The sequence below is a fragment of the Streptomyces sp. NPDC048612 genome, assembly GCF_043199295.1.
GTDB lineage: Bacteria > Actinomycetota > Actinomycetes > Streptomycetales > Streptomycetaceae > Streptomyces.
In genome coordinates this window covers 70,833-91,816 of record NZ_JBICVV010000027.1, presented here as the reverse complement: position 1 = coordinate 91,816, position 20,984 = coordinate 70,833, and the positions used below count along the sequence as shown (strand labels likewise).

Here is a 20,984-nt window from a genome sequence, read left to right as displayed (position 1 = left end):
CTCTTTACTATTCATTGGGCTTCCTTTACGCTTCTTGGTGCGGAGGGGAGTATTCCCACCACGACGTACCCGTCATCACGGATTGCGAGTGTGACGAGATCCCGGGGCGTCGGTCCCGTCCCCCTTCGGGCGGACGGGGCGGAAGAGACCTCCGGCAGCGACGACGCTGTGAGTGCCGTACGACTCTGCCGGAGGAGCAGTGGACGTTTCCCTGAACCTGTGGGTGCTGACCATCCTTGGTCTCTGCGCCCTGATAGCCGCCGATTTCTTCATCGGCGGCCGCAAACCGCACGAGGTCTCCCTCAAGGAGGCCGGAATCTGGACCGGTGTCTGGATCGCCCTCGCCGCGCTGTTCGGCGTCGGGCTGCTGCTGTTCGGCGGCACCGCACCGGCCGGTGAGTTCTTCGCCGGATTCATCACCGAGAAGTCCCTGAGCGTCGACAACCTCTTCGTCTTCGTGCTGATCATGGCGAAGTTCGCGGTCCCGGCGGTCTACCAGCAGCGGGTGCTGATGGTGGGTGTGCTGATCGCGCTGGTGCTGCGGGCCGGCTTCATCGGCGCGGGCGCCGCGATCATCGCCAACTTCTCCTGGATCTTCTACCTCTTCGGCGCCTTCCTCATCTGGACCGCGTGGAAGCTCATCAAGGAGGCGCGCGCCGAGGAGGAGGACGAGGAGTTCGAGGAGAACCGCTTCCTGAAGCTGGTCGAGAAGCGCTTCCCGTCGACCGACACGTACCACGGCACCAAGCTGTTCATCGTCGAGAACGGCAAGCGGCTGATGACGCCGATGCTGATCGTCATGCTGGCGATCGGTACCACCGACGTCCTCTTCGCCCTGGACTCCATCCCGGCGATCTTCGGCCTCACCCAGGACCCGTACATCGTCTTCACCGCCAACGCCTTCGCCCTGATGGGTCTGCGGCAGCTGTACTTCCTCATCGGCGGACTGCTCAAGAAGCTGGTCCACCTCTCGTACGGCCTGTCGGTGATCCTCGGCTTCATCGGCGTGAAGCTGGTGCTGCACGCCCTCCACGAGTCCGGGGTGCCCGTCCCGGAGATCTCCATTCCGGTCTCGCTGGGTGTCATCTGCGCCGTCCTGGTCGTCACCACGATCACCAGCCTGCGCGCCTCCAAGAAGCAGGCCGCGGCCGAGGAGGCCACGGCCAAGGAGCGCATCGACGCCTGAGGCCGGCCCACGGCCCCGGAACGGCGTCCGCGGCGCCCGGTTCCCGCTCCCTCCCGGAGCGGGGCCGGGCGCCGCCGCCGTATACGGGCGCGCACCCGTCAGTACGTCACCGTGATCCGCCGCGCCACCCCGTCGACGCGCACCGCGCCGCCGTAGGGGATCACCAGCTGCGGATCGGTGTGCCCGAGGTCGACGTCGAAGACCGCGACGGTCTCCGGGGCGTACGTGTCCAGCGCACGGAGCACCGCCGCACGCTGCTCGCGCCGGTAGGCCTCCTTCGCCGGGCCGGGGAGCGGCTGGGACAGCGACCACGCCTTGGGGCGGCCCATCAGCAGCGCCGGGAACCGCCGCAGCAGACCGCGCTCACCCATGCTGCGCAGCACGAAGTACACCTCGTCGGCCTTCGGCAGCTCCTCGCAGGTCTCCAGGAACAGCACACAGCCGTCGTACGCGGCCGCCTCCTGGATCTCACGGTCCGCCATCAGCATCCAGGACAGCACCTCGACGCTGCCGCCCCAGCTGGGTCCCTCGACCACCCGTTCCGGCCCGTACCACCACCAGCCCTCGCCCGGCCACGCGGCGGGCTCGGCGGCGAAGGTCTCCGGGTCGTCCCAGTCGCCGTTCTCGTCGCCGTAGCGCTCGGCGGGCCGCAGTTCGTACGGGCCCTCGGTGAACAGCGCGGCGCGCAGCGATTGCGCGGTGAGCGGGTGCATCGCGCCGGGGCGGCCCAGTTCGCACATCACCGTGGCGCCGTGGAAGCCGACGATGCCGGTGTTCCAGAGGTACGCCAGCAGATTGGTGTTGGCGCTGTAGCCGAAGAACGGCTTGGGGTGGGCGCGGAACACCTCGCGGTCCAGATGGGGCAGCACGGTGAGCTGGTCGTCACCGCCGATGCTGGCGAAGACGGCGGCGATGTCCGGGTCCGCGAACGCCGCATGGAGGTCGGCGGCCCGCTCCTGGGGGCCGGCGCCCCACTTCCGGGTGGTCGGGTACTCGACCGGGATCAGCCCGAAGTCCTTCTCCAGCCGGGCCAGGCCGAGTTCGTACGGCCTCGGGAACAGGTGCGGAAGCCCCGAGGAGGGCGAGAGCACGGCCACCCGGTCACCCGGGCGCGGCTTGGGCGGGTGTCGGAGCGCGGAGGCGGGCGGTGTCCGTATCGGCATGACGTGAGAGTAGGGGCCGCCGGGCGGACCGGCAGCCCCGTTTCCCGTTGCCGGACGCGGCGTACGGTCCGCCGCGCCCGCCGTCCGGTGTTGTCACCAGCCGCGCTCGCGCCACTGGGCGAGCTGCGGGCGCTCAGCGCCGAGCGTGGTGTCGTTGCCGTGCCCCGGATAGACCCAGGTCTCGTCGGGCAGTTCACCGAAGAGCTTGTGTTCCACGTCGTCGATGAGACGGGCGAAGTTCTCGGCGCTGCCGAAGGTGTTGCCGACGCCCCCGGGGAACAGGCAGTCCCCGGTGAACAGGTGCGGGGCGCCGTGCGGGTCGTCGTAGACCAGCGCGATGCTGCCCGGGGTGTGCCCGACCAGATGACGCGCGGTCAGTTCCACCCGGCCGACGGTGAGGGTGTCACCGTCCTCGATCAGCACCTCCGTCGGGACGGGGATGCCCTCGGCGTCGTACCGCCCCGCACAGGTCCGCGCGCCGGTCGCGTCGACGATCTCGCGCAGCGCGCCCCAGTGGTCACCGTGCCGGTGGGTGGTGACCACGGAGCCGATACCGCTGTCGCCGATCAGTGCGAGAAGGGTGCGCGGCTCGGCGGCCGCGTCGATCAGCAGTTGCTCATCGGTCGCCCGGCACCGCAGCACATAGGCGTTGTTGTTCATCGGACCGACCGCGACCTTGGAAATCATCAGGTCGGTCAGCTCGTGCACGTCGGCCGGTCCGCCGACCTTCACTGCTCCGCTGTAGCCCATGGGACCACTCTAGAGCGGCGGTACGGCGGGCAGCTCGCTGCCGTGGCTGTCCAGTTTGCCGCCGTCGCCGCGGCCGGTGAGCCAGCCGACGAGGGCGGCCGCGGAGCCCGTCACCACCAGCGGCGCGGCCTCGGCCTCCGGCCCGGTGTCCGCGCGGCCGGTGCGCCACCGGCGGCCGTCGTCGGCCCTCAGCTCCAGCGGGGGCAGCTCCGGGTGTCCGGCGAACTTCACCGAGCAGAGGAAGTACAGCTCACGGTCGACGAAAGCGGGCGAGAGCTGGTCGACGGTGTGGCCGACGCCGAGGTCGACATGGTGCAGTTCGAGTTCGGTCAGCCGGCGCAGCGGCAGCCGGTCGGCCCGCTCGACCACCCCGTTGCGCATCTCCACCTCGAAGGCCCACCGCTCCTCCGGCAGTGCCTCCATCGCCGCGTCGAACCGCGCGGCGGTCTCCCGGAGATCCTCCAGCTGCGCCGCCAGCGGACGGCCGGCGCCCCGCTCGATGTCGCGCCCGCGCACCTCGGCACTCGCGTACATCGGCGTCCGCACGCCGGTCCGCGCCCAGGTGAGGAGATTGCCCAGCGCGTCCGCGTTGCGCGCCAGATGGGCGAGGACATGGCCGCGGGTCCATCCGGGGAGCAGCGACGGTTCGCCGATCGCCGCGTCGTCGAGCTTGCTCACCGAGACCAGGAGCCGGTCGGTGGCCTCGCGGACGGCGGCCACATCGTGCGGGAAGTCAGACGGGGTGAGGGTCATGGTCCGACGCTAGCGCCGTCGCGGCGGGTTCGGGAGTCGGCCGGCGCCGCGCGGGGCGTACGCGGGTGGGGCGGGCGGCGCGTTCCAGCCGTTCCGGACGGCCGGTCCGCGCCACCCGCCGTGCCGGTCAGGCCGCCGCACCGTCCGGGGCGCCGAACCAGGTCCGGAGCGCCGCGGTCAGCTCGTCCGGGGAGCCGGGGCCGCCGGAGTCCGCCGCCCAGGCGGTGCAGCCGTCCGGCCGCACCAGCAGACCGGCCAGGCCGGGCCGTCCGGGGCAGCCGGCGGTGACCACCTGCACCCGGCCGTCGTAGCCCGCGGCGGCCGCGCGCACCCCGGGGGCACCGGCCAGGTCGAGCAACAGCCCGTGCCCGTCGTGCAGATGTCCCGCGAGCCGGGTGCCATCGGAGAGTTCCAGGTCAGGGGCGCTGCGGCCGGTCAGCGGATGCGCGCCGGGAAGGTCGTGGCGCTGCCCGACACCGGAGATCTTCTTGGCGAAGAAGGTGGTGGCGGTGACCGTCCCGGTCAGTTCCGCGATCACCCCGCGCAGCGCCCGGGCGTGCGACTCCGGCCGCATCAGGGCGACTTGGGCCCGGGTCCACTCCAGCACCCACGCGCCCAGGGGGTGCCGCTCGGCGGTGTACGTGTCGAGCAGCCCCGCGGGCGCGTGGCCGCGGACCGTGGCGGCCAGCTTCCAGCCGAGGTTCATCGCGTCACCGAGGCCGAGGTTCAGCCCCTGGCCGCCGAACGGCGAGTGCACATGGGCCGCGTCACCGGCCAGCAGGACCCGTCCGGAGCGGTAGTCGGGCACCTGGCGCGCGTTGTCCGTGAACCGGGTCGCCGAGAGGACCTTGTGGACCTTCACGTCCGGCACTCCGGAGACCCTGCGCAGCGACTCCTCCAACTCCTCGGCGGTGACCGGGGCTGCACGGTCCGCGGGCGGCCCGTCGAACTCCACGGTGAGAATCCGGCCGGGCAGCGGCCCGTGCGCGTACGTCCCGGCATCCGTCCAGTTCCAGCCCGCCCCCAGCTCCTCGGCGCCGGTCATCTCCACCAGGGCCTGCCGTCCGGTGATCCCGGGGGCCGTTCCGGGGAACGGGAAGCCGGCGAGCCGGCGGACGGTGCTGCGGCCGCCGTCGCAGCCGACCAGCCAGCCGGTGCGCAGCGTTCCGTCCGAGGTGTGGACGTGTACGCCGTCCTCCCCGGCGTCGAAGCCGGTCAGGGTCACCCCGCGGCGCAGGTCGACGCCGAGTTCGGCGGCGCGGGCACCGAGCAGCCGCTCCAGGGCCTCCTGCGGTACGAGGCCGACGTCGGCGGCGGGTCCGTGGCCGTCGAAGTCCGGGTCGGTCTCGTCCAGCAGATCACCGCGCAGCATGATGCCCGCGAAATGCCCGGCGAACTTCGGCGGCTGCCGCACCGTGGAGGCCCCGGCGGCCTGCCGCTGCTTCAGGAACGCGCTGAACTTCTCGAAGGCCTCGCGCTGCGCCTCCGCCAGGGCGGGCAGCATCCCGCGCCGGTAGAAGGCCTCCGAACTGGGGGAGTTGATCGCCCCCGCCTTGATCGTCGTGTCCACTTCGGTCAGTCGCTCCAGGACGGTCACCGGGACACCGGCCAGGGCGAGTTCGCAGGCGAGCAGCAGCCCCACCGGGCCGCCCCCCGCCACCACTACGTCTGCGTCATGGGTCATGGCACAGAAGTGTAGTGACTAAAAAATTTTGTCGACTCAAAGCTGTCTAAAATCCAGCCATGGCGGATGAGGGACGGCGCGGCGGTGAGCGGGGCGCGGACGGCGGGCAGGAAGCGGGCGGCGGGCGCGTGCGGGGGCGGCGGCCGGAGACCGGCTTCACGGTGGAGGAGGAGCGGCTGACGCTCCGCGAGCGCAAGAAGCTGCGCACCCGGCAGCGGATCTCGGGCGAGGCCACCCTGCTGTTCATCCAGCGCGGCTTCGACAACGTCACCGTCGCCGAGGTGGCCCGCGCCGCCGAGGTGTCGACGATGACGGTCTTCAACTACTTCCCGCGCAAGGAGGACCTCTTCCTCGACCGGATTCCCGAGGCGCAGGAGCTGATCGTCCGCGCCGTCCGGGAGCGCGGCGCCGGCGAACCGCCGCTCGCGGCGCTGCGCCGGCTGGTGCTCGGCCTGCTGGCGGAGCGGCATCCGCTGGGCGCGGTGGGGGAGGGGTTCGAGCACTTCTGGCGCACCGTACTGGACTCGCCGGCGCTGCGGGCGCGGGGGCGGGAGGCGGTCGAGGAGGCGGAGGGCGTCCTCGCCGGGCTGCTCGCCGAGGCCGCGGGCGGTGCGGCGGACCGGCCCGGTCAGGACGCCCGGCTGGGCGCGGCGCTGGTCGTCGCGGCGATCCGGGTGGCGTACGTCGATGCCGCTGACCGGCAGCTCGGGGGTGACCCGGTGGACGAGGTGGCCGTTGAGCAGGCGGAAGTGCTGCGGCGGACGTTCGATGCGCTGGAGCGGGCGCTGCCCGGCTTCGCTTGACGATGGCGTTTCCGCAGCGTACGGGCGTGCGGTGGGGCGGGAAGATTGTGGGGCCGCCACACGTTCGGGTGAACAGGGCTTGCGAGTCCGGCAAATCGAATGTGCGTGCTATAAGCTCGTGGGTGGCATCCCGAAGACAGTGCCGCGGCGGGCCCCCTACCCTGGGCGGGGCTCCGCTCCGCTTCGCCGCCTCTGCTCACCCACCGAGCGGCGGGCGCGGAGTCGCGGCTCCCGCCCCCTCCAAGAAAGGTGCCGACCGGCGTGGCCGACCGTCTCATCGTCCGTGGCGCTCGCGAGCACAACCTCAAGAACGTCTCGCTCGACCTCCCCCGTGACTCCCTCATCGTCTTCACGGGGCTCTCCGGGTCGGGCAAGTCCTCGCTCGCCTTCGACACGATCTTCGCCGAGGGGCAGCGGCGCTATGTCGAGTCGCTCTCCTCCTACGCCCGGCAGTTCCTCGGGCAGATGGACAAGCCCGATGTGGACTTCATCGAGGGCCTGTCCCCCGCGGTGTCGATCGACCAGAAGTCGACGTCCCGCAACCCGCGCTCGACGGTCGGCACGATCACCGAGGTCTACGACTACCTCCGGCTGCTCTTCGCCCGCATCGGCAAGCCGCACTGTCCCGAGTGCGGACGGCCGATCGCCCGGCAGTCGCCGCAGGCCATCGTGGACAAGGTGCTCGAACTCCCCGAGGGCAGCCGCTTCCAGGTGCTCTCCCCGCTGGTGCGCGAGCGCAAGGGCGAGTTCGTCGATCTCTTCTCCGACCTCCAGACCAAGGGCTACAGCCGGGCCCGGGTCGACGGGGAGACCATCCAGCTCTCCGAGCCGCCGAAGCTGAAGAAGCAGGAGAAGCACACCATCGAGGTGGTCGTCGACCGCCTCACCGTCAAGGACAGCGCCAAGCGGCGGCTGACCGACTCCGTCGAGACCGCCCTCGGGCTCTCCGGCGGCATGGTCATCCTCGACTTCGTCGACCTGGACGCCGACGACCCGCAGCGCGAGCGGATGTACTCCGAGCATCTCTACTGCGCCTACGACGACCTCTCCTTCGAGGAGCTGGAGCCCCGCTCCTTCTCCTTCAACTCGCCCTTCGGCGCCTGCCCGGACTGCACCGGCATCGGCACGCGGATGGAGGTCGACCCCGAGCTGATCGTCCCCGACGAGGACCGCTCCCTCGACGAGGGCGCCATCCACCCCTGGTCCCACGGCCACACCAAGGAGTACTTCGGCCGCCTGGTCGGCGCGCTGGCCGACGCCCTCGGATTCCGTACGGACATCCCCTGGGCCGGGCTGCCGGCCCGCGCCAAGAAGGCCCTGCTGCAGGGGCACAAGACCCAGATCGAGGTGCGCTACCGCAACCGCTACGGCCGCGAGCGGGCCTACACCACCCCCTTCGAGGGAGCCGTGCCGTTCGTCAAGCGGCGGCATTCCGAAGCGGAGAGCGACAGCAGCCGGGAGCGCTTCGAGGGCTATATGCGCGAGGTGCCCTGCCCGACCTGTGAGGGCACCCGGCTCAAGCCGATCGTGCTCGCCGTCACGGTCCAGCAGAAGTCGATCGCCGAGGTCGCGGCCATGTCGATCAGCGACTGCGCCGACTTCCTGCGGGAGATGAAGCTCACCGCCCGCGAGAAGAAGATCGCCGAACGGGTCCTCAAGGAGGTCAACGAGCGGCTGAAGTTCCTGGTCGACGTCGGCCTGGACTACCTCTCGCTGAACCGCGCGGCCGGCACCCTCTCCGGCGGTGAGGCCCAGCGCATCCGCCTCGCCACCCAGATCGGCTCCGGCCTGGTGGGCGTGCTCTACGTCCTCGACGAGCCGTCGATCGGCCTGCACCAGCGCGACAACCACCGGCTCATCGAGACCCTGGTGCGGCTGCGCGACATGGGCAACACCCTGATCGTCGTCGAGCACGACGAGGACACCATCAAGGTCGCCGACTGGGTCGTGGACATCGGCCCGGGCGCCGGTGAGCACGGCGGCAAGGTCGTGCACAGCGGCCCCATGAAGCAGCTGATGGCCAACAAGGAATCGATCACCGGCCAGTACCTGTCCGGCAAGAAGGTCATCGCGACACCGGACATCCGGCGGCCCGCCGACCCGGCGCAGCAGCTGACGGTGCACGGCGCGAAGGAGAACAACCTCCGCGACATCGACGTCTCCTTCCCGCTCGGGGTGTTCTCCGCCGTCACCGGAGTCTCCGGCTCCGGCAAGTCGACGCTGGTCAACGACATCCTCTACACCCACCTCGCGCGCGAGCTGAACGGCGCCAAGTCGGTGCCCGGCCGGCACACCCGGGTCGCCGGCGACGACCTGGTGGACAAGGTTGTGCATGTCGACCAGTCGCCGATCGGCCGCACCCCCCGCTCCAACCCGGCCACCTACACCGGCGTCTTCGACCACGTACGCAAGCTGTTCGCGGAGACGATGGAGGCCAAGGTCCGCGGCTATCTGCCGGGACGCTTCTCCTTCAACGTCAAGGGCGGCCGCTGCGAGAACTGCTCCGGCGACGGCACGATCAAGATCGAGATGAACTTCCTGCCGGACGTGTACGTGCCGTGCGAGGTCTGCCACGGCGCGCGCTACAACCGGGAGACCCTGGAGGTCCACTACAAGGGCAAGTCCATCGCCGAGGTGCTGGACATGCCCATCGAGGAGGCCCTGAGCTTCTTCGAGGCGGTGCCGACCATCTCCCGGCACCTCAAGACGCTCAACGAGGTCGGCCTCGGCTATGTCCGGCTCGGGCAGTCCGCGCCGACGCTCTCCGGCGGTGAGGCGCAGCGCGTCAAGCTGGCCAGCGAGCTCCAGAAGCGTTCGACGGGCAGCACGGTCTACGTCCTCGACGAGCCGACCACCGGTCTGCACTTCGACGACATCAGCAAGCTGATCAATGTGCTGTCCGGCCTGGTCGACAAGGGCAACACGGTGATCGTCATCGAGCACAACCTCGATGTGATCAAGACGGCCGACTGGGTCATCGACATGGGCCCCGAGGGCGGCAACGGCGGCGGTCTGGTCGTCGCCGAAGGCACCCCGGAGGACATCGCGTCCATCCCGGCCAGCCACACCGGCAAGTTCCTGCGGGAGATCCTCGGCGACCGCGTCAGCGACGCCGCGCCGGTGAAGGCCTCCGCCAGGAAGCCGGCGGCCAAGAAGACCGCAGCCAAGAAGACCGCAGCGAAGAAGACCACGGCGCGGACTCGCCGGTCCTCCTGACGCCAACGGGCCGCTACCGCCGGGCCGTCACCGCTCTCCGTACGACGGGGACGGTGACGGCCCGTCGTGGTGAGGGCGGCGCGGTGTGCCCTCCGCCTACGCCACCAGCTCCGCCGCGAACGGCGGCTCCGCGCCCGCCCGTGAGCAGGTGACGGCGGCCGCGCGGGCGGCGAAGCGCAGGATGTCGTGCCAGTCCCCGGCGCCGAGGGCGGCGAGGGCGGTGCGCGAGAGGGCGTCGTGGGTGTCCAGGCGGTGCAGCAGCGCGGCGTTGACGGTGTCGCCGGCACCGATCGTGTCGACCACGGTGACCCGTTCCCCGGGCACCGTCAGCTCCCCGCCGCCCGGTGTCAGCACCGTCAGACCGTCCCCGCCATGGGTGAGGACGATCGCCGCGGGCCCCGCCGCCAGCCACTCCTTCGCCGCCGCGAGGACCGCGTCCCGGCCCCCGCCCACGGCACCGCCCGGCCCGTCCCCGGACCCGGCCAGCCACAGCGCGTCCTCCTCGGAGAGCTTCAGCAGCGCGACATCGGGGAGCCAGGAGCGGAAGCGGGCCCGGTAGGCGTCCGCGTCGGGGATCAGACCGGGCCGGATGTTGGGGTCGAGCGCCGTGAAGACACCGCGCCGGGCCTCACGGCGCAGCAGCGACTCGTACGCGCTCGCCCCCGGCTCCAGGACGAGCGAACAGGTGCCCAGCGAGAGCGCGCGGGCCGCGGCGGGCAGCGCGGGCGGCAGGGCGAAGAGCCGGTCGGCGGTGCCGTCGGCGTAGAAGCCGTAGCCCGCCGACCCGTCCGGGCTGATGTCCGCCACGGCAAGGGTCGTCGGCTCACCGCCGCGCTGCACCAGCGCGGTGTCCACACCGCTGCCGCGCAGCCCGTCCAGCAGCGCCTCGCCGAAGGCGTCGGCCGAGATCCGGGAGCAGAAGGCGGCGGGGGAGCCCAGCCGCCCCAGCGCGACCGCGGTGTTGTACGGTCCGCCGCCGCGCCGCGGCAGCAACGCCGGCAACGAGCTGTCCGGGGCGGGGACGTGCTCCCCGTCGGAGGCGGGCGGGTGAGGGCTCTGCGGGCTGGGGACGAGGTCGATCAGCGCCTCGCCGGCGACGACGATCACGGGGTGCGGTTCCTTTCCTGGGCGGCCCGGGGTGCGGCCGGGCGCATGGCCGGGGCGGGTTCGGCGCAGCCGCACGACGTGCGGTGCACCAAGGTGCAGGGGAGGCGGAGGGTGCGCGGGGGCCGCCCCGGGTCCTCCAGGCGCTCCAGCAGCAGCCGGACCGCCGCCGCCCCGATGTCCTTGCTGGGCTGGGCGATCGCGGTCAGCCGGGGCGTGAACAGGTCCGCCCACGAGAAGTCGTCGAAGCAGGCCAGCGCGGTGTCGCGGGGCACCTCCCGGCCCAGCTCGCGCAGCGCCCGCAGCGCGCCGATGGTCATCGCGTTGTTCGCGGTGACGATCGCGGTGGGCGGTTGGGCCCCGGCGAGCAGCTGCCGGGTGGCGTCCTGCGCGCCCGCGGCCTCGGAGTTGCCGCCGGCGAGGAGCCCGGGCACGTACGGCAGGCCGCGGGCGCGCAGCCCCGCGCGGTAGCCCTCGACCCGCTCGGTCGTGGTGCTCAGCCCGGGCAGCCCCGCCACCAGGCCGATCCGGGTGTGCCCCAAGTCGGCCAGATGCTCGACGAGTTGACGCACCGGCCCGGTGTTCTCGGCACACACCTGGTCGTGCTCGTCACCGACCAGCCGGTCCAGGAAGACGGCCGGCACCTTGCGCCGGGTCAGGTACTCCACCATCTCCCCGGGCTCCGCGGACGGTGCGACGATCACCCCGTCCACCCGTCGCTCGTGCAGCAGTTGGACGACCGTGCGCTCGTGCCGCGGGTCGTCGTGCGGATCGGCGATCAGCAGGCTGTAGCCGGCCTCCAGGGCGCCGGCCTCGACGCCCTGGAGGATCTCGGTGAAGTACGGGTTGCTGATCGCGGAGACCGCCAGGCCGATCGAGCGGGTACGGGAGGTGACCAGCGAGCGGGCCAGGGTGTTGTGGGTGTAGCCGAGTTCGTCGATGGCGCCGAGCACCGCGGCGCGGGTGCCGGGACGCACCGGCCGGGTCCCGTTCAGCACATGCGAGACCGTGGCGACCGAGACCCCCGCCCGCCGCGCCACATCCACCATCGTCGTCATCAGGCCCTTCCTTCCGCGTGTGCGCACCACGGTGGTGCCCCGCCCTCCAAGGCCTCCCGCGAACGCGACCACACTACGAGCATCCGGCCGAATACGTAAACGCTTACGCAAGCGTTTACGCGCTGCCTCCGTCCCCTCACGGAGCGGGTAAAGCGGTCGCCCGGCCCGCGTCCCCGGTGGCAGAGTGCGGCCATGGAACATCCAGGTGCCATGGATCGGGCAGAGGTCCTGCTCATCGGGGGACGCGCCGGGGTCGGCAAGACGACGGTGGGCTGGGAGATCTCCGCGCTGCTGCGCGCCGCGACCGTCCCGCACTGCGTCATCGAAGGCGACTACATGGGGCAGGCCCACCCCGCTCCGGAGGGTGACCCCCGCCGCAAGAAGATCGCCGAGCGCAATCTCACGGCGCTCTGGTCGAACTACGCCGCACTCGGCCACCGCCGCCTGATCTACACGAACACCGTGAGCGTGCTGACGGACAACGAGGAGATGTTCCGGCGCGCCATGGGGCGGAACGTCAGGCTCGTCCGGGTGCTGCTCACCGCGTCCGACACCACCACCCGCGAGCGGCTCACCGGCCGGGAACTCGGCTCGGAGCTGGCGCACGAGCTGCGGAGCAGCGCCCGTAAGGCGCGGATGCTGGACGAGCAGGCCCCCGCGGACGCGGTGCGGGTGGCGACCGACGGGCGTTCCGTCGGCGACATCGCGCGCGAGGTGGAGGCGGCCGCCGGCTGGCTGACGGGGGCCGGCAGCCGGTAACCCGTCGGCTCGGCGGCCTCCGTCGCGGCCATGCCTCAGGAGCCGGCCGACGGGAGGGGAGCCGGGCGTCCGGCCCGGGCGGAAGCGGAACGATCTGTGCCGGTATCGTCGGGAGCCGTCCGCCGCCGACGCCCCCGCCCCTGACCCCTGGAGCAGCCATGAGCCAGTCCCCCGACCGCCGAACCGTGCTGCGGGGGGCCGCGCTCGCCGGGGCCGCCGGTCTCGGGCTGGCGGCCTGCTCGCCGGGGGACTCGGGCGCGAACGCCTCGGCGGCGCCCGACGAGCCGGTCGACCTCGGGGCCGCCGCCGAAGTACCGGTCGGCGGCGCCAGGCTCTACCGGGAGGACCGGCTCGTGGTGTCGCAGCCCGCCAAGGGCACCTACAAGTGCTTCAGCGCCAAGTGCACCCACGCCGGCTGCATCCTGTCCGACGTCGAGAAGAAGGAGGGCAGCTGCCCCTGCCACGGCAGCCGCTTCGACGTCACCACCGGCGAGGTCATCCAGGGCCCGGCGACCGAACCGCTGCCCGAGGTCCCGGTCAAGGCCAGGGACGGCAAGCTGATCGCGGGCTGAGGCGCCGGGCCGTCCGCACCGGCGGACTCACCCCCAGTCCCAGGCGATGCCCAGTATTCCGGGCCGTACCCCCTGCTCCACGAGGTGCACGGCGCGGTGCGGCCCGCCGAGCGTCAGCTCCCCCTGACCGCTGCGCGGGGCGCCCGCCGAGGTCTGGGCGAAGCGGCGGCAGCGCACCGGCAGCGCCGCCTCGTCGAAGCGCACCTGGAGGACGTACTGCCCGCCGGAGAGGCTGAAACCGCGCAGGTACTCGGTGCTCGGACCACCGCTGCCGTCCTCGAAGGCATAGCCCAAGACATGGGTGTCACCGGCCCGCAGCCGGGCGTCGAAGAGCAGCTCGGCGACCACCACCCCGGTCTCGGCGTGCCCGCGGACCCGGCCCAGCCGGCAGTTCTCCGCGGCCCGCACCCGCACCCGGGACGTCTCACAGCCCGACTCGCCCCGGTGGATGGCGACATAGCGGTCCACGCCGTCCCGGTGGGCCCGGACCACCTGGAGCGATTCACGGGCGAGGAGCTGACGTCCCGCCCCGATGGCGACCCGTTCGTGATGGCCCACGGTGTGCAGCCCGCCGTCCACGGGCGTCTCCAACTCGGCGAACAGCTGCTGCAGCGTGGCGGAGGGCGCCATCAGGGAGCGGTACGAGCGGGCGGGCGGCCGCTCGGTCTCCGGGCGGGTGGTGCCCTCCGGCACCAGCAGCCGGTGCAGCGAGTGCGCGGGCAGGTCCAGGACCTCCTCCAGGGCCCGCACCGCGCGCAGCGACTCGGGGCGCTGCGGCCGCCGGGCCCCCTGCTGCCAGTAGCTCAGGCTGGTCACGCCGATGGTGATGCCGCGCTCGGCGAGCTTGTGCTGGACGCGGGTGAGGGCGAGGCCGCGCACGGTGAGCGCGGAGCGCAGCGCGAGATGGAACGGGCCGGTCTGCAGCAGCTGGGCCAGCTCGGCCGACTGCGGAGAGTTCTGTGCCATTGCCTCATTCCTCCGCGCGCGGGTGAACGTTCACCACGGGTTCGCGCGCTGCACACGCTGCCTGTCTGTTCACTGCGGTACGCCGGGCACCGGCCGTTCACATCCGGGCCCGTCCGTCCACACCCCCATGTGCTTCCGCATTGAAGCGTGTTGACCTGCCTGCGACAACACCTGATGCTCCTCAACAGCATCCGGATGCGCTCCTCTCACCCCTCACCCCCATGTCCGGGGGGAACGCCATGACCCGTGCACCCCACGCACGCCGTTCCGGTCGGCTCCACCACGGCACCGTACGGAGCGAGATCGACGCCGGCCGGCCCGTCGAGACCCGCATCCAGTGGTCCTCCGGGGCGGCCATATGCACGTGGTCTATAGCTATGACACAGATCGAAACTGGATCTACTGGGGTGATCCCTGGGCGACCAACTCCCGCTACAACTGGGGCGATTTCGACTACTACGCGAACGGAAGCACCTTCTCCTGGACGTACTCCCTGTACTGGAGAGGAGCCTGAGGGCATGACGAAGCGCACCGCCGTCCGCACCACCCTTCGCGCCGTCGCCGCAGGAGCGTTCGCGACCACCCTCATCGGCCTGGCCCCGCATGCCGCACTGGCCGCACCCGTTCCCGCGCCACCGGCCCCGGCCCGCGCGAGCGTCGCCGCCGCCCGCGAGGCGGCCACCGCCCCCGCGACGCTGGACACCCTCGCCCGCTTCTTCGCCGCCGACCGCAGGCGCGCCGGTACACAGGCTATGACCCCCGGCGCCGCGCACCGGGCCCCGCGCATCGAGGGCGGCACCGTACCCGTCTACGTCCTGTCACCGGACTTCGTACGCGGCAGAAGCGCGGCTCCCGTGGCCCGCCTGGAGTTCCTCGCCAGCAAGGCCGTCGCCGCCGACGGCCGCACGGCCTCCGTGTGGACCGTGCGGCGGGGCACCGCCTGGAAGGTCGTCGACATCGCCGACGGCGACGACGAGACCCGCTACACCGCGGCCGGGGCCGCGCGGGGCGGCACGGTCTTCCGGGAGCCGCAGACCGATGCCTGGTACGTCCAGCGCGGCGACCGGATCGAGCCGCTGGACCCCGACGCCCGCAAGGCCGTCGGGGCGCACGGTACGACCGTCGCCGCCTACCGAAAGCGGGTGGCGAAGGCCTACGGGGACAAGCTGCCGGGCTCTGCGTACGACCGGCGCGGCGAGGCCGGCGGCTACGGGCCGGCCGCCGCCGGGAAGCCGCAGGGCGAGCCGGTCCGGGCCCAGCAGCCCGTCGTGGCAGGCGCGTTCACGGACGAGCGACTGCCGGTGACCGCGGCCACCACCGTGGCGGGCGCCGCCGCCCTGCTGGCCCTGGGCCTGTCCACCGCGGCGGCCCTGCGCCGCCGACGCATCGGCTGACGGGGGCGGGCACCTGCCTGTCGGGTGTTCTTCGCGGGGAGCCGGCGGGGCGGCGTCCGTGCGATGGCGGCTGCGAGGCGGCGGCTTTGTGGTGGCGCCTGTGCGGCGGCGTCTGTGCGGGCGTCGGTGCTGGCGCACGGGGCGGCCTCGCCTTCGGCATCGGCAGCGAGGTTCTGCCGCCCGTTCTGCCGCCGCCTGTGTGCCCGCACGGGCACACGAACGGCGAGCAGGGCTTCCCCCGCCCCCTCCCCCTCTCCCCCTTCGGGGGAGGGGGCGGGGGGTGGGTTCGGGGGTGGGGGGGAGCAGAGCCGCCCCGCGAACCGCCCCACCCCACCAGCCCTCCCCGCCCCCTGCCCCCGCCCTCACCCCGCTCGCCACCCACCCCCGTACGCCCCGCCCGCCCACTGGCAAGCACGGTCCGGCACCCGTGATTGTCAGTGGCGGTCAGTAGGGTGGTGTGCATGGCAGACCCCAGTAGCTATCGACCCAAGCCGGGACAGATCCCCGACTCGCCGGGGGTCTATAAGTTCCGCGACGAACACGGCCGGGTCATCTACGTCGGCAAGGCCAAGAGCCTGCGCCAGCGCCTGGCCAACTACTTCCTGGACCTGGCCGGACTCCATCCGCGCACCCGCACGATGGTCACCACCGCCGCCTCCGTGGAGTGGACCGTCGTCACCACCGAGGTCGAGGCGCTCCAGCTCGAATACACCTGGATCAAGGAGTTCGACCCGCGCTTCAACGTCAAGTACCGCGACGACAAGAGCTATCCGTATCTCGCGGTGACCCTCAACGAGGAGTTCCCGCGCGTCCAGGTCATGCGCGGTGCCAAGAAGAAGGGCGTGCGCTACTTCGGTCCGTACGGCCACGCCTGGGCGATCCGCGAGACCGTCGACCTGATGCTCCGTGTCTTCCCCGTACGGACCTGCTCCGCCGGGGTCTTCAAGCGCTCCGCCCAGATCGGCCGCCCCTGCCTGCTCGGCTACATCGGCAAGTGCTCGGCCCCCTGTGTCGGCCGGATCTCCGCCGAGGAACACCATGAACTGGCCGAGGAATTCTGCGACTTCATGGCCGGCCGCACCGGTGCCTACATCCGCCGCCTGGAGCGCGGGATGCAGGAAGCGGCGGAGGAGATGGAGTACGAGCGCGCCGCCCGGCTGCGGGACGACATAGGGGCGCTCAAGCGGGCCATGGAGAAGAGCGCCGTCGTGCTCGCCGACGCCACCGACGCCGATCTGATCGCCGTCGCCGAGGACGAGCTGGAAGCCGCCGTCCAGATCTTCCACGTCCGCGGCGGCCGGGTGCGCGGCCAGCGCGGCTGGGTCACCGACAAGGTCGAGGCCGTCACCACCGGCGACCTCGTCGAGCACGCCCTCCAGCAGCTCTACGGGGAGGAGCGGGGCGACGCCGTCCCCAAGGAGGTGCTGGTCCCGGCGCTCCCCGAGCCCGTCGAGCCGATCGCCCAGTGGCTGTCCGGGCGCCGCGGCTCCCAGGTCTCGCTGCGCATCCCGCAGCGCGGCGACAAGAAGGACCTGATGGCCACGGTCGCCCGCAACGCCCAGCAGGCCCTGGGGCTGCACAAGACCAAGCGCGCCTCCGACCTGACCACCCGCTCCCGCGCCCTGGAGGAGATCGCCGAGGCGCTCGGCCTGGACGCGGTGCCGCTGCGCATCGAGTGCTTCGACATCTCCCACCTCCAGGGCGAGGACGTCGTCGCCTCGATGGTGGTCTTCGAGGACGGTCTCGCCCGGAAGAGCGAATACCGACGCTTCCAGATCAAGACCTTCCAGGGCCAGGACGATGTCCGGTCCATGCACGAGGTCATCGGCCGCCGCTTCAGGCGCTACCTCCAGGAGAAGCAGAAGGCCGGCGAGTGGACCGAGGAGCCGGCCGGGGACGCCCGCGTCGACGACAACGGCGCCACGGCCGCCGCCACCGGCCCGGCGCTCGCGGACGACCTGGAGCCGGACCCCATGGCCGGCCGTCCGACCGACGAGGACGGCCGTCCCAAGCGCTTCGCCTACCCGCCCCAGCTCGTGGTCGTCGACGGCGGCGCCCCGCAGGTCGCGGCCGCCCGCCGGGCCCTGGACGAGCTGGGCATCGACGATGTCGCGGTCTGCGGCCTGGCCAAGCGCCTCGAAGAGGTCTGGCTGCCCGAGGACGACGACCCGGTGGTGCTGCCCCGCAGCAGCGAGGGGCTCTACCTCCTCCAGCGCGTCCGGGACGAGGCACACCGCTTCGCGATCACCTACCAGCGCAGCAAGCGCGGCAAGCGGCTGAAGTCCTCGCCGCTGGACGCCGTCGCCGGGCTGGGCGACACCCGCCGCCAGGCACTGCTCAAGCACTTCGGCTCGCTGAAGAAGCTGCGGGCCGCGACGATCGAGGAGATCTGCGAGGTCCCGGGCGTCGGCCGCAAGACCGCGGAGACGGTCGCCGCGGCGCTGGCGGGAGCGGCGGCGCCCGCCCCCGCGGTGAACACCGCCACAGGAGAGATCATTGAGGATGACGGGGCCCCACCGGCCGCGTTGTCAGCAGAACGGGGGCAGGACCGATGAGCACACCGCAGGAACCGCAGGAAACCGAGAGAGACGGTGCACAGGTGAGTACGGGCACGACCGACCAGGGCGAGAGCGCCGCGATCCCCGAGTTGGTGATCATCTCCGGGATGTCCGGCGCCGGCCGCAGCACGGCCGCGAAGTGCCTGGAGGACCTCGGCTGGTTCGTGGTCGACAACATCCCGCCCGAGCTGATCGCGCCGATGGTCGAGCTGGGCGCCCGCTCGCAGGGCAACGTCGCCCGGATCGCGGTCGTCGTCGACGTCCGCGGCCGCCGCTTCTTCGCCAACCTCAAGGAATCGCTGGCCACCCTCGACGCGCAGAACGTCAAGCGCCGCATCGTCTTCCTGGAGTCCTCCGACGAGGCCCTGGTGCGCCGCTTCGAATCGGTGCGCCGCCCGCACCCCCTCCAGGGCGACGGCCGGATCGTCGACGGCATCGCCGCCGAACGCGACCTGCTGCGCGAACTCCGCGGCGACGCCGACCTGGTCATCGACACCTCCAGCCTCAACGTCCATGAGCTGCGCGCCAAGATGGACGCCCAGTTCGCCGGCGAGGAGGTCCCCGAGCTGCGCGCCACGGTCATGTCCTTCGGCTTCAAGTACGGCCTCCCGGTCGACGCCGACATGGTCATCGACTGCCGCTTCATCCCCAACCCGCACTGGGTCCCCGAGCTGCGCCCCTTCACCGGCCTCAACGAAGAGGTCTCCGGCTACGTCTTCAGCCAGCCCGGCTCCAAGGAGTTCCTGGACGGCTACGCCGAGCTGCTGCGGATCGTCGCCGAGGGCTACCGCCGTGAGGGCAAGCGCTACGTGACCATCGCCGTGGGCTGTACGGGCGGCAAGCACCGCAGCGTCGCGATGTCCGAGAAGCTCGCCCGCCGCCTGGTGGACGAAGGGGTGGAAACGGTCGTCGTCCACCGGGACATGGGGCGCGAGTGACCGGGCGTACACCACGGCTGCGCCGGGTCCGCCGGTTCGTTCCCAGCGGCCGTACGACGAAGGGCGCCACGCCCAAGGTGGTGGCACTGGGCGGCGGCATGGGCCTGTCCGCCTCGCTGACCGCGCTGCGCCGTATCACCGGTGATCTGACCGCCGTCGTCACGGTCGCCGACGACGGCGGCTCCAGCGGCCGCCTCCGCGACGAGCTGGGCGTACTGCCGCCCGGCGACCTGCGCAAGGCGCTGGCCGCGCTGTGCGGCGACGACGACTGGGGCCAGACCTGGTCCCGGGTGATCCAGCACCGCTTCCAGAGCGAGGGCGAGCTGCACGACCACGCGGTCGGCAATCTGCTGATCGTCGCCCTGTGGGAGCAGCTCGGCGACCATGTCCAGGCGCTCGACCTGGTCGGCAAGCTGCTGGGCGCGCACGGCCGGGTGCTGCCCATGTCGGCGGTGCCGCTGGAGCTCCAGGCACAGGTCAGGGGCCATGACCCGGCGCGCCCGGCCGAGGTCTCCACGGTCCGCGGCCAGGCCACCGTCGCGCTCACCCGCGGCGAGGTCCAGTCCGTCCACGTGGTCCCCGAGGACCCGCCGGCCGTCCCCGAGGCGGTCGCCGCCGTACGGGACGCCGACTGGGTGGTTCTCGGCCCCGGCTCCTGGTTCTCCTCCGTGATCCCGCATCTGCTGGTGCCGGAGCTGCGCGAGGCGCTGGAGGAGACCAAGGCCCGGAAGGTCCTTTCGCTCAACCTTGCGCCCCAACCGGGCGAAACCGATGGCTTCTCCCCGCAGCGTCATTTGGAGGTTTTGGCCCGACACGCCCCTAAACTCGCCTTCGACGTGGTGCTGGCCGACAAGGCCGCCGTGCCCGACATCGATGGTCTGACGGTTGCCGCCAAGCAGCTGGTCGGCAGCGAGGTCGAGCTGGCGGCGGTCGCCGCACAAGGAGACGACGCCCGGCCCTGCGCCGGGGGAGCCCCCGACCGGCACGACCCGGAGCTGCTGGCAGCCGCGTACGACCGTATTTTTCGGATGCATGGAAGGATCGGCCCATGGCGATGACGGCAGCGGTGAAGGATGAAATCTCCCGGCTCCCCGTCACCCGGACCTGCTGCCGGAAGTCGGAGGTCTCGTCGATCCTGCGGTTCGCGGGCGGTCTGCACCTGGTCAGCGGACGCATCGTGATCGAGGCGGAGCTGGACACGGGCATCGCCGCCCGCCGGCTGCGCAAGGACATCCTGGAGATCTTCGGGCACAGCTCCGACCTGGTGGTGATGGCCCCCGGCGGCCTGCGGCGCGGCAGCCGCTACGTCGTCCGGGTCGTGGCCGGCGGCGATCAGCTGGCGCGCCAGACCGGCCTGGTGGACGGCCGCGGCCGCCCCATCCGAGGGCTCCCGCCGCAGGTGGTCTCCGGCGCGACCTGCGACGCCGAGGCGGCCTGGCGCGGCGCCTTCCTGGCGCACGGCTCGCTGACCGAGCCGGGCCGCTCCTCGTCCCTGGAGGTCACCTGCCCTGGGCCCGAGGCGGCGCTCGCACTGGTCGGCGCCGCCCGCCGGCTCGGCATCGGCGCCAAGGCCCGTGAGGTGCGCGGCGTGGACCGCGTGGTCGTCCGGGACGGTGACGCGATCGGTGCCCTGCTGACCCGGCTCGGCGCCCATGAGTCGGTGCTCGCGTGGGAGGAACGGCGGATGCGCCGCGAGGTCCGCGCCACCGCCAACCGCCTGGCCAACTTCGACGACGCCAACCTCCGCCGCTCGGCGCGCGCCGCGGTCGCCGCGGGCGCCCGGGTCCAGCGGGCCCTGGAGATCCTGGGCGAGGAGGTCCCCGAGCACCTGGCGGCGGCCGGCCGGCTGCGCATGGAGCACAAGCAGGCCTCGCTGGAGGAGCTGGGCGCCCTCGCCGACCCGCCGCTGACCAAGGACGCAGTGGCCGGCCGGATTCGCCGGCTGCTGGCGATGGCCGACAAGCGTGCCCAGGACCTCGGCATCCCCGGCACCGAGTCCAACCTCACCGAGGAACTCGCCGAGGGCATGGTCGGCTGACGACCGGTGCCTCGCACCCCGCCGGGCATCCCCTCGCGCCCC

Annotated in this window: 17 protein-coding genes and 1 pseudogene; 11 read left to right on the top strand and 7 right to left on the bottom strand. The window is 72.2% G+C overall.

Annotated features, from left to right (window positions below; genetic code table 11):
• Window positions 1-199 precede the first annotated feature (199 nt).
• Window positions 200-1,186, top strand: coding sequence for a TerC family protein (locus tag ACGFN2_RS31085; protein WP_362608094.1), 987 nt, complete (start codon window positions 200-202; stop codon window positions 1,184-1,186).
• A gap of 98 nt (window positions 1,187-1,284) precedes the next feature.
• Here the strand turns inward: ACGFN2_RS31085 and ACGFN2_RS31080 are convergent, their stop codons facing one another.
• From ACGFN2_RS31080 to ACGFN2_RS31065, 4 genes are all read right to left on the bottom strand, one after another.
• Entirely contained in the window at window positions 1,285-2,349 is a 1,065-nt protein-coding gene (locus ACGFN2_RS31080; protein ID WP_393365945.1) for a S66 peptidase family protein, read from the bottom strand.
• Between the two features lie 93 nt (window positions 2,350-2,442).
• Window positions 2,443-3,099 (bottom strand): MBL fold metallo-hydrolase, encoded by a 657-nt coding sequence (locus tag ACGFN2_RS31075; protein WP_362608090.1) that lies wholly within the window; start codon window positions 3,097-3,099, stop codon window positions 2,443-2,445.
• Between the two features lie 9 nt (window positions 3,100-3,108).
• On the bottom strand, window positions 3,109-3,852 hold the full coding sequence (locus ACGFN2_RS31070; protein WP_393365942.1) for a maleylpyruvate isomerase family mycothiol-dependent enzyme: 744 nt from the start codon (window positions 3,850-3,852) through the stop codon (window positions 3,109-3,111).
• A gap of 127 nt (window positions 3,853-3,979) precedes the next feature.
• Window positions 3,980-5,536 carry an FAD-dependent oxidoreductase gene (locus ACGFN2_RS31065; protein WP_393365940.1) on the bottom strand — a complete coding sequence of 519 codons (1,557 nt, stop codon included), beginning with the start codon at window positions 5,534-5,536 and terminating at the stop codon, window positions 3,980-3,982.
• A gap of 59 nt (window positions 5,537-5,595) precedes the next feature.
• Here ACGFN2_RS31065 and ACGFN2_RS31060 point away from each other — a divergent pair, with 59 nt between their 5' ends.
• Both ACGFN2_RS31060 and uvrA read left to right on the top strand, forming a co-directional pair.
• On the top strand, window positions 5,596-6,339 hold the full coding sequence (locus tag ACGFN2_RS31060) for a TetR/AcrR family transcriptional regulator (RefSeq protein ID WP_393365938.1): 744 nt from the start codon (window positions 5,596-5,598) through the stop codon (window positions 6,337-6,339).
• Between the two features lie 261 nt (window positions 6,340-6,600).
• Window positions 6,601-9,555 (top strand): excinuclease ABC subunit UvrA, encoded by a 2,955-nt coding sequence (gene uvrA, locus ACGFN2_RS31055; RefSeq protein ID WP_362608083.1) that lies wholly within the window; start codon window positions 6,601-6,603, stop codon window positions 9,553-9,555.
• Window positions 9,556-9,651: 96 nt separating this feature from the next.
• Here uvrA and ACGFN2_RS31050 read toward each other — a convergent pair whose 3' ends face one another.
• Complete coding sequence (locus tag ACGFN2_RS31050) at window positions 9,652-10,662, bottom strand: carbohydrate kinase (RefSeq protein ID WP_393365935.1); 1,011 nt, start codon at window positions 10,660-10,662, stop codon at window positions 9,652-9,654.
• Window positions 10,659-11,717 (bottom strand): LacI family DNA-binding transcriptional regulator, encoded by a 1,059-nt coding sequence (locus ACGFN2_RS31045; RefSeq protein ID WP_362608079.1) that lies wholly within the window; start codon window positions 11,715-11,717, stop codon window positions 10,659-10,661. The genes ACGFN2_RS31050 and ACGFN2_RS31045 overlap by 4 nt, the downstream gene beginning before the upstream one ends.
• 210 nt (window positions 11,718-11,927) lie before the next feature.
• Here ACGFN2_RS31045 and ACGFN2_RS31040 point away from each other — a divergent pair, with 210 nt between their 5' ends.
• Complete coding sequence (locus ACGFN2_RS31040; RefSeq protein ID WP_393365933.1) at window positions 11,928-12,476, top strand: hypothetical protein; 549 nt, start codon at window positions 11,928-11,930, stop codon at window positions 12,474-12,476.
• A 158-nt stretch (window positions 12,477-12,634) separates the two neighbouring features.
• On the top strand, window positions 12,635-13,048 hold the full coding sequence (locus tag ACGFN2_RS31035; RefSeq protein WP_362608075.1) for a Rieske (2Fe-2S) protein: 414 nt from the start codon (window positions 12,635-12,637) through the stop codon (window positions 13,046-13,048).
• 27 nt (window positions 13,049-13,075) lie between these two features.
• Here ACGFN2_RS31035 and ACGFN2_RS31030 read toward each other — a convergent pair whose 3' ends face one another.
• Entirely contained in the window at window positions 13,076-14,014 is a 939-nt protein-coding gene (locus ACGFN2_RS31030) for a hypothetical protein (RefSeq protein ID WP_393365931.1), read from the bottom strand.
• A gap of 266 nt (window positions 14,015-14,280) precedes the next feature.
• Here ACGFN2_RS31030 and ACGFN2_RS31025 point away from each other — a divergent pair.
• The 6 genes and pseudogenes from ACGFN2_RS31025 to whiA all read left to right on the top strand — a co-directional run.
• Window positions 14,281-14,528: pseudogene (locus tag ACGFN2_RS31025) on the top strand (papain-like cysteine protease family protein); the annotation flags it as partial.
• 4 nt (window positions 14,529-14,532) lie between these two features.
• The gene (locus ACGFN2_RS31020; RefSeq protein ID WP_393365929.1) at window positions 14,533-15,408 is read left to right on the top strand and encodes a hypothetical protein; all 876 of its coding nucleotides are present in this window, start codon (window positions 14,533-14,535) and stop codon (window positions 15,406-15,408) included.
• A 461-nt stretch (window positions 15,409-15,869) separates the two neighbouring features.
• On the top strand, window positions 15,870-17,963 hold the full coding sequence (gene uvrC, locus ACGFN2_RS31015) for an excinuclease ABC subunit UvrC (RefSeq protein ID WP_393365927.1): 2,094 nt from the start codon (window positions 15,870-15,872) through the stop codon (window positions 17,961-17,963).
• Window positions 17,960-18,904, top strand: a complete 945-nt coding sequence (gene rapZ / locus ACGFN2_RS31010; protein ID WP_393365925.1) for an RNase adapter RapZ — start codon at window positions 17,960-17,962, stop codon at window positions 18,902-18,904. Before uvrC ends, rapZ begins: the two co-directional genes overlap by 4 nt.
• Window positions 18,901-19,962, top strand: coding sequence for a uridine diphosphate-N-acetylglucosamine-binding protein YvcK (gene yvcK, locus ACGFN2_RS31005; RefSeq protein ID WP_362614357.1), 1,062 nt, complete (start codon window positions 18,901-18,903; stop codon window positions 19,960-19,962). Before rapZ ends, yvcK begins: the two co-directional genes overlap by 4 nt.
• A complete protein-coding gene (gene whiA, locus ACGFN2_RS31000; RefSeq protein WP_018091880.1) occupies window positions 19,953-20,942 on the top strand; it encodes a DNA-binding protein WhiA in 990 nt (329 codons plus the stop codon). Before yvcK ends, whiA begins: the two co-directional genes overlap by 10 nt.
• Window positions 20,943-20,984: the final 42 nt, after the last annotated feature.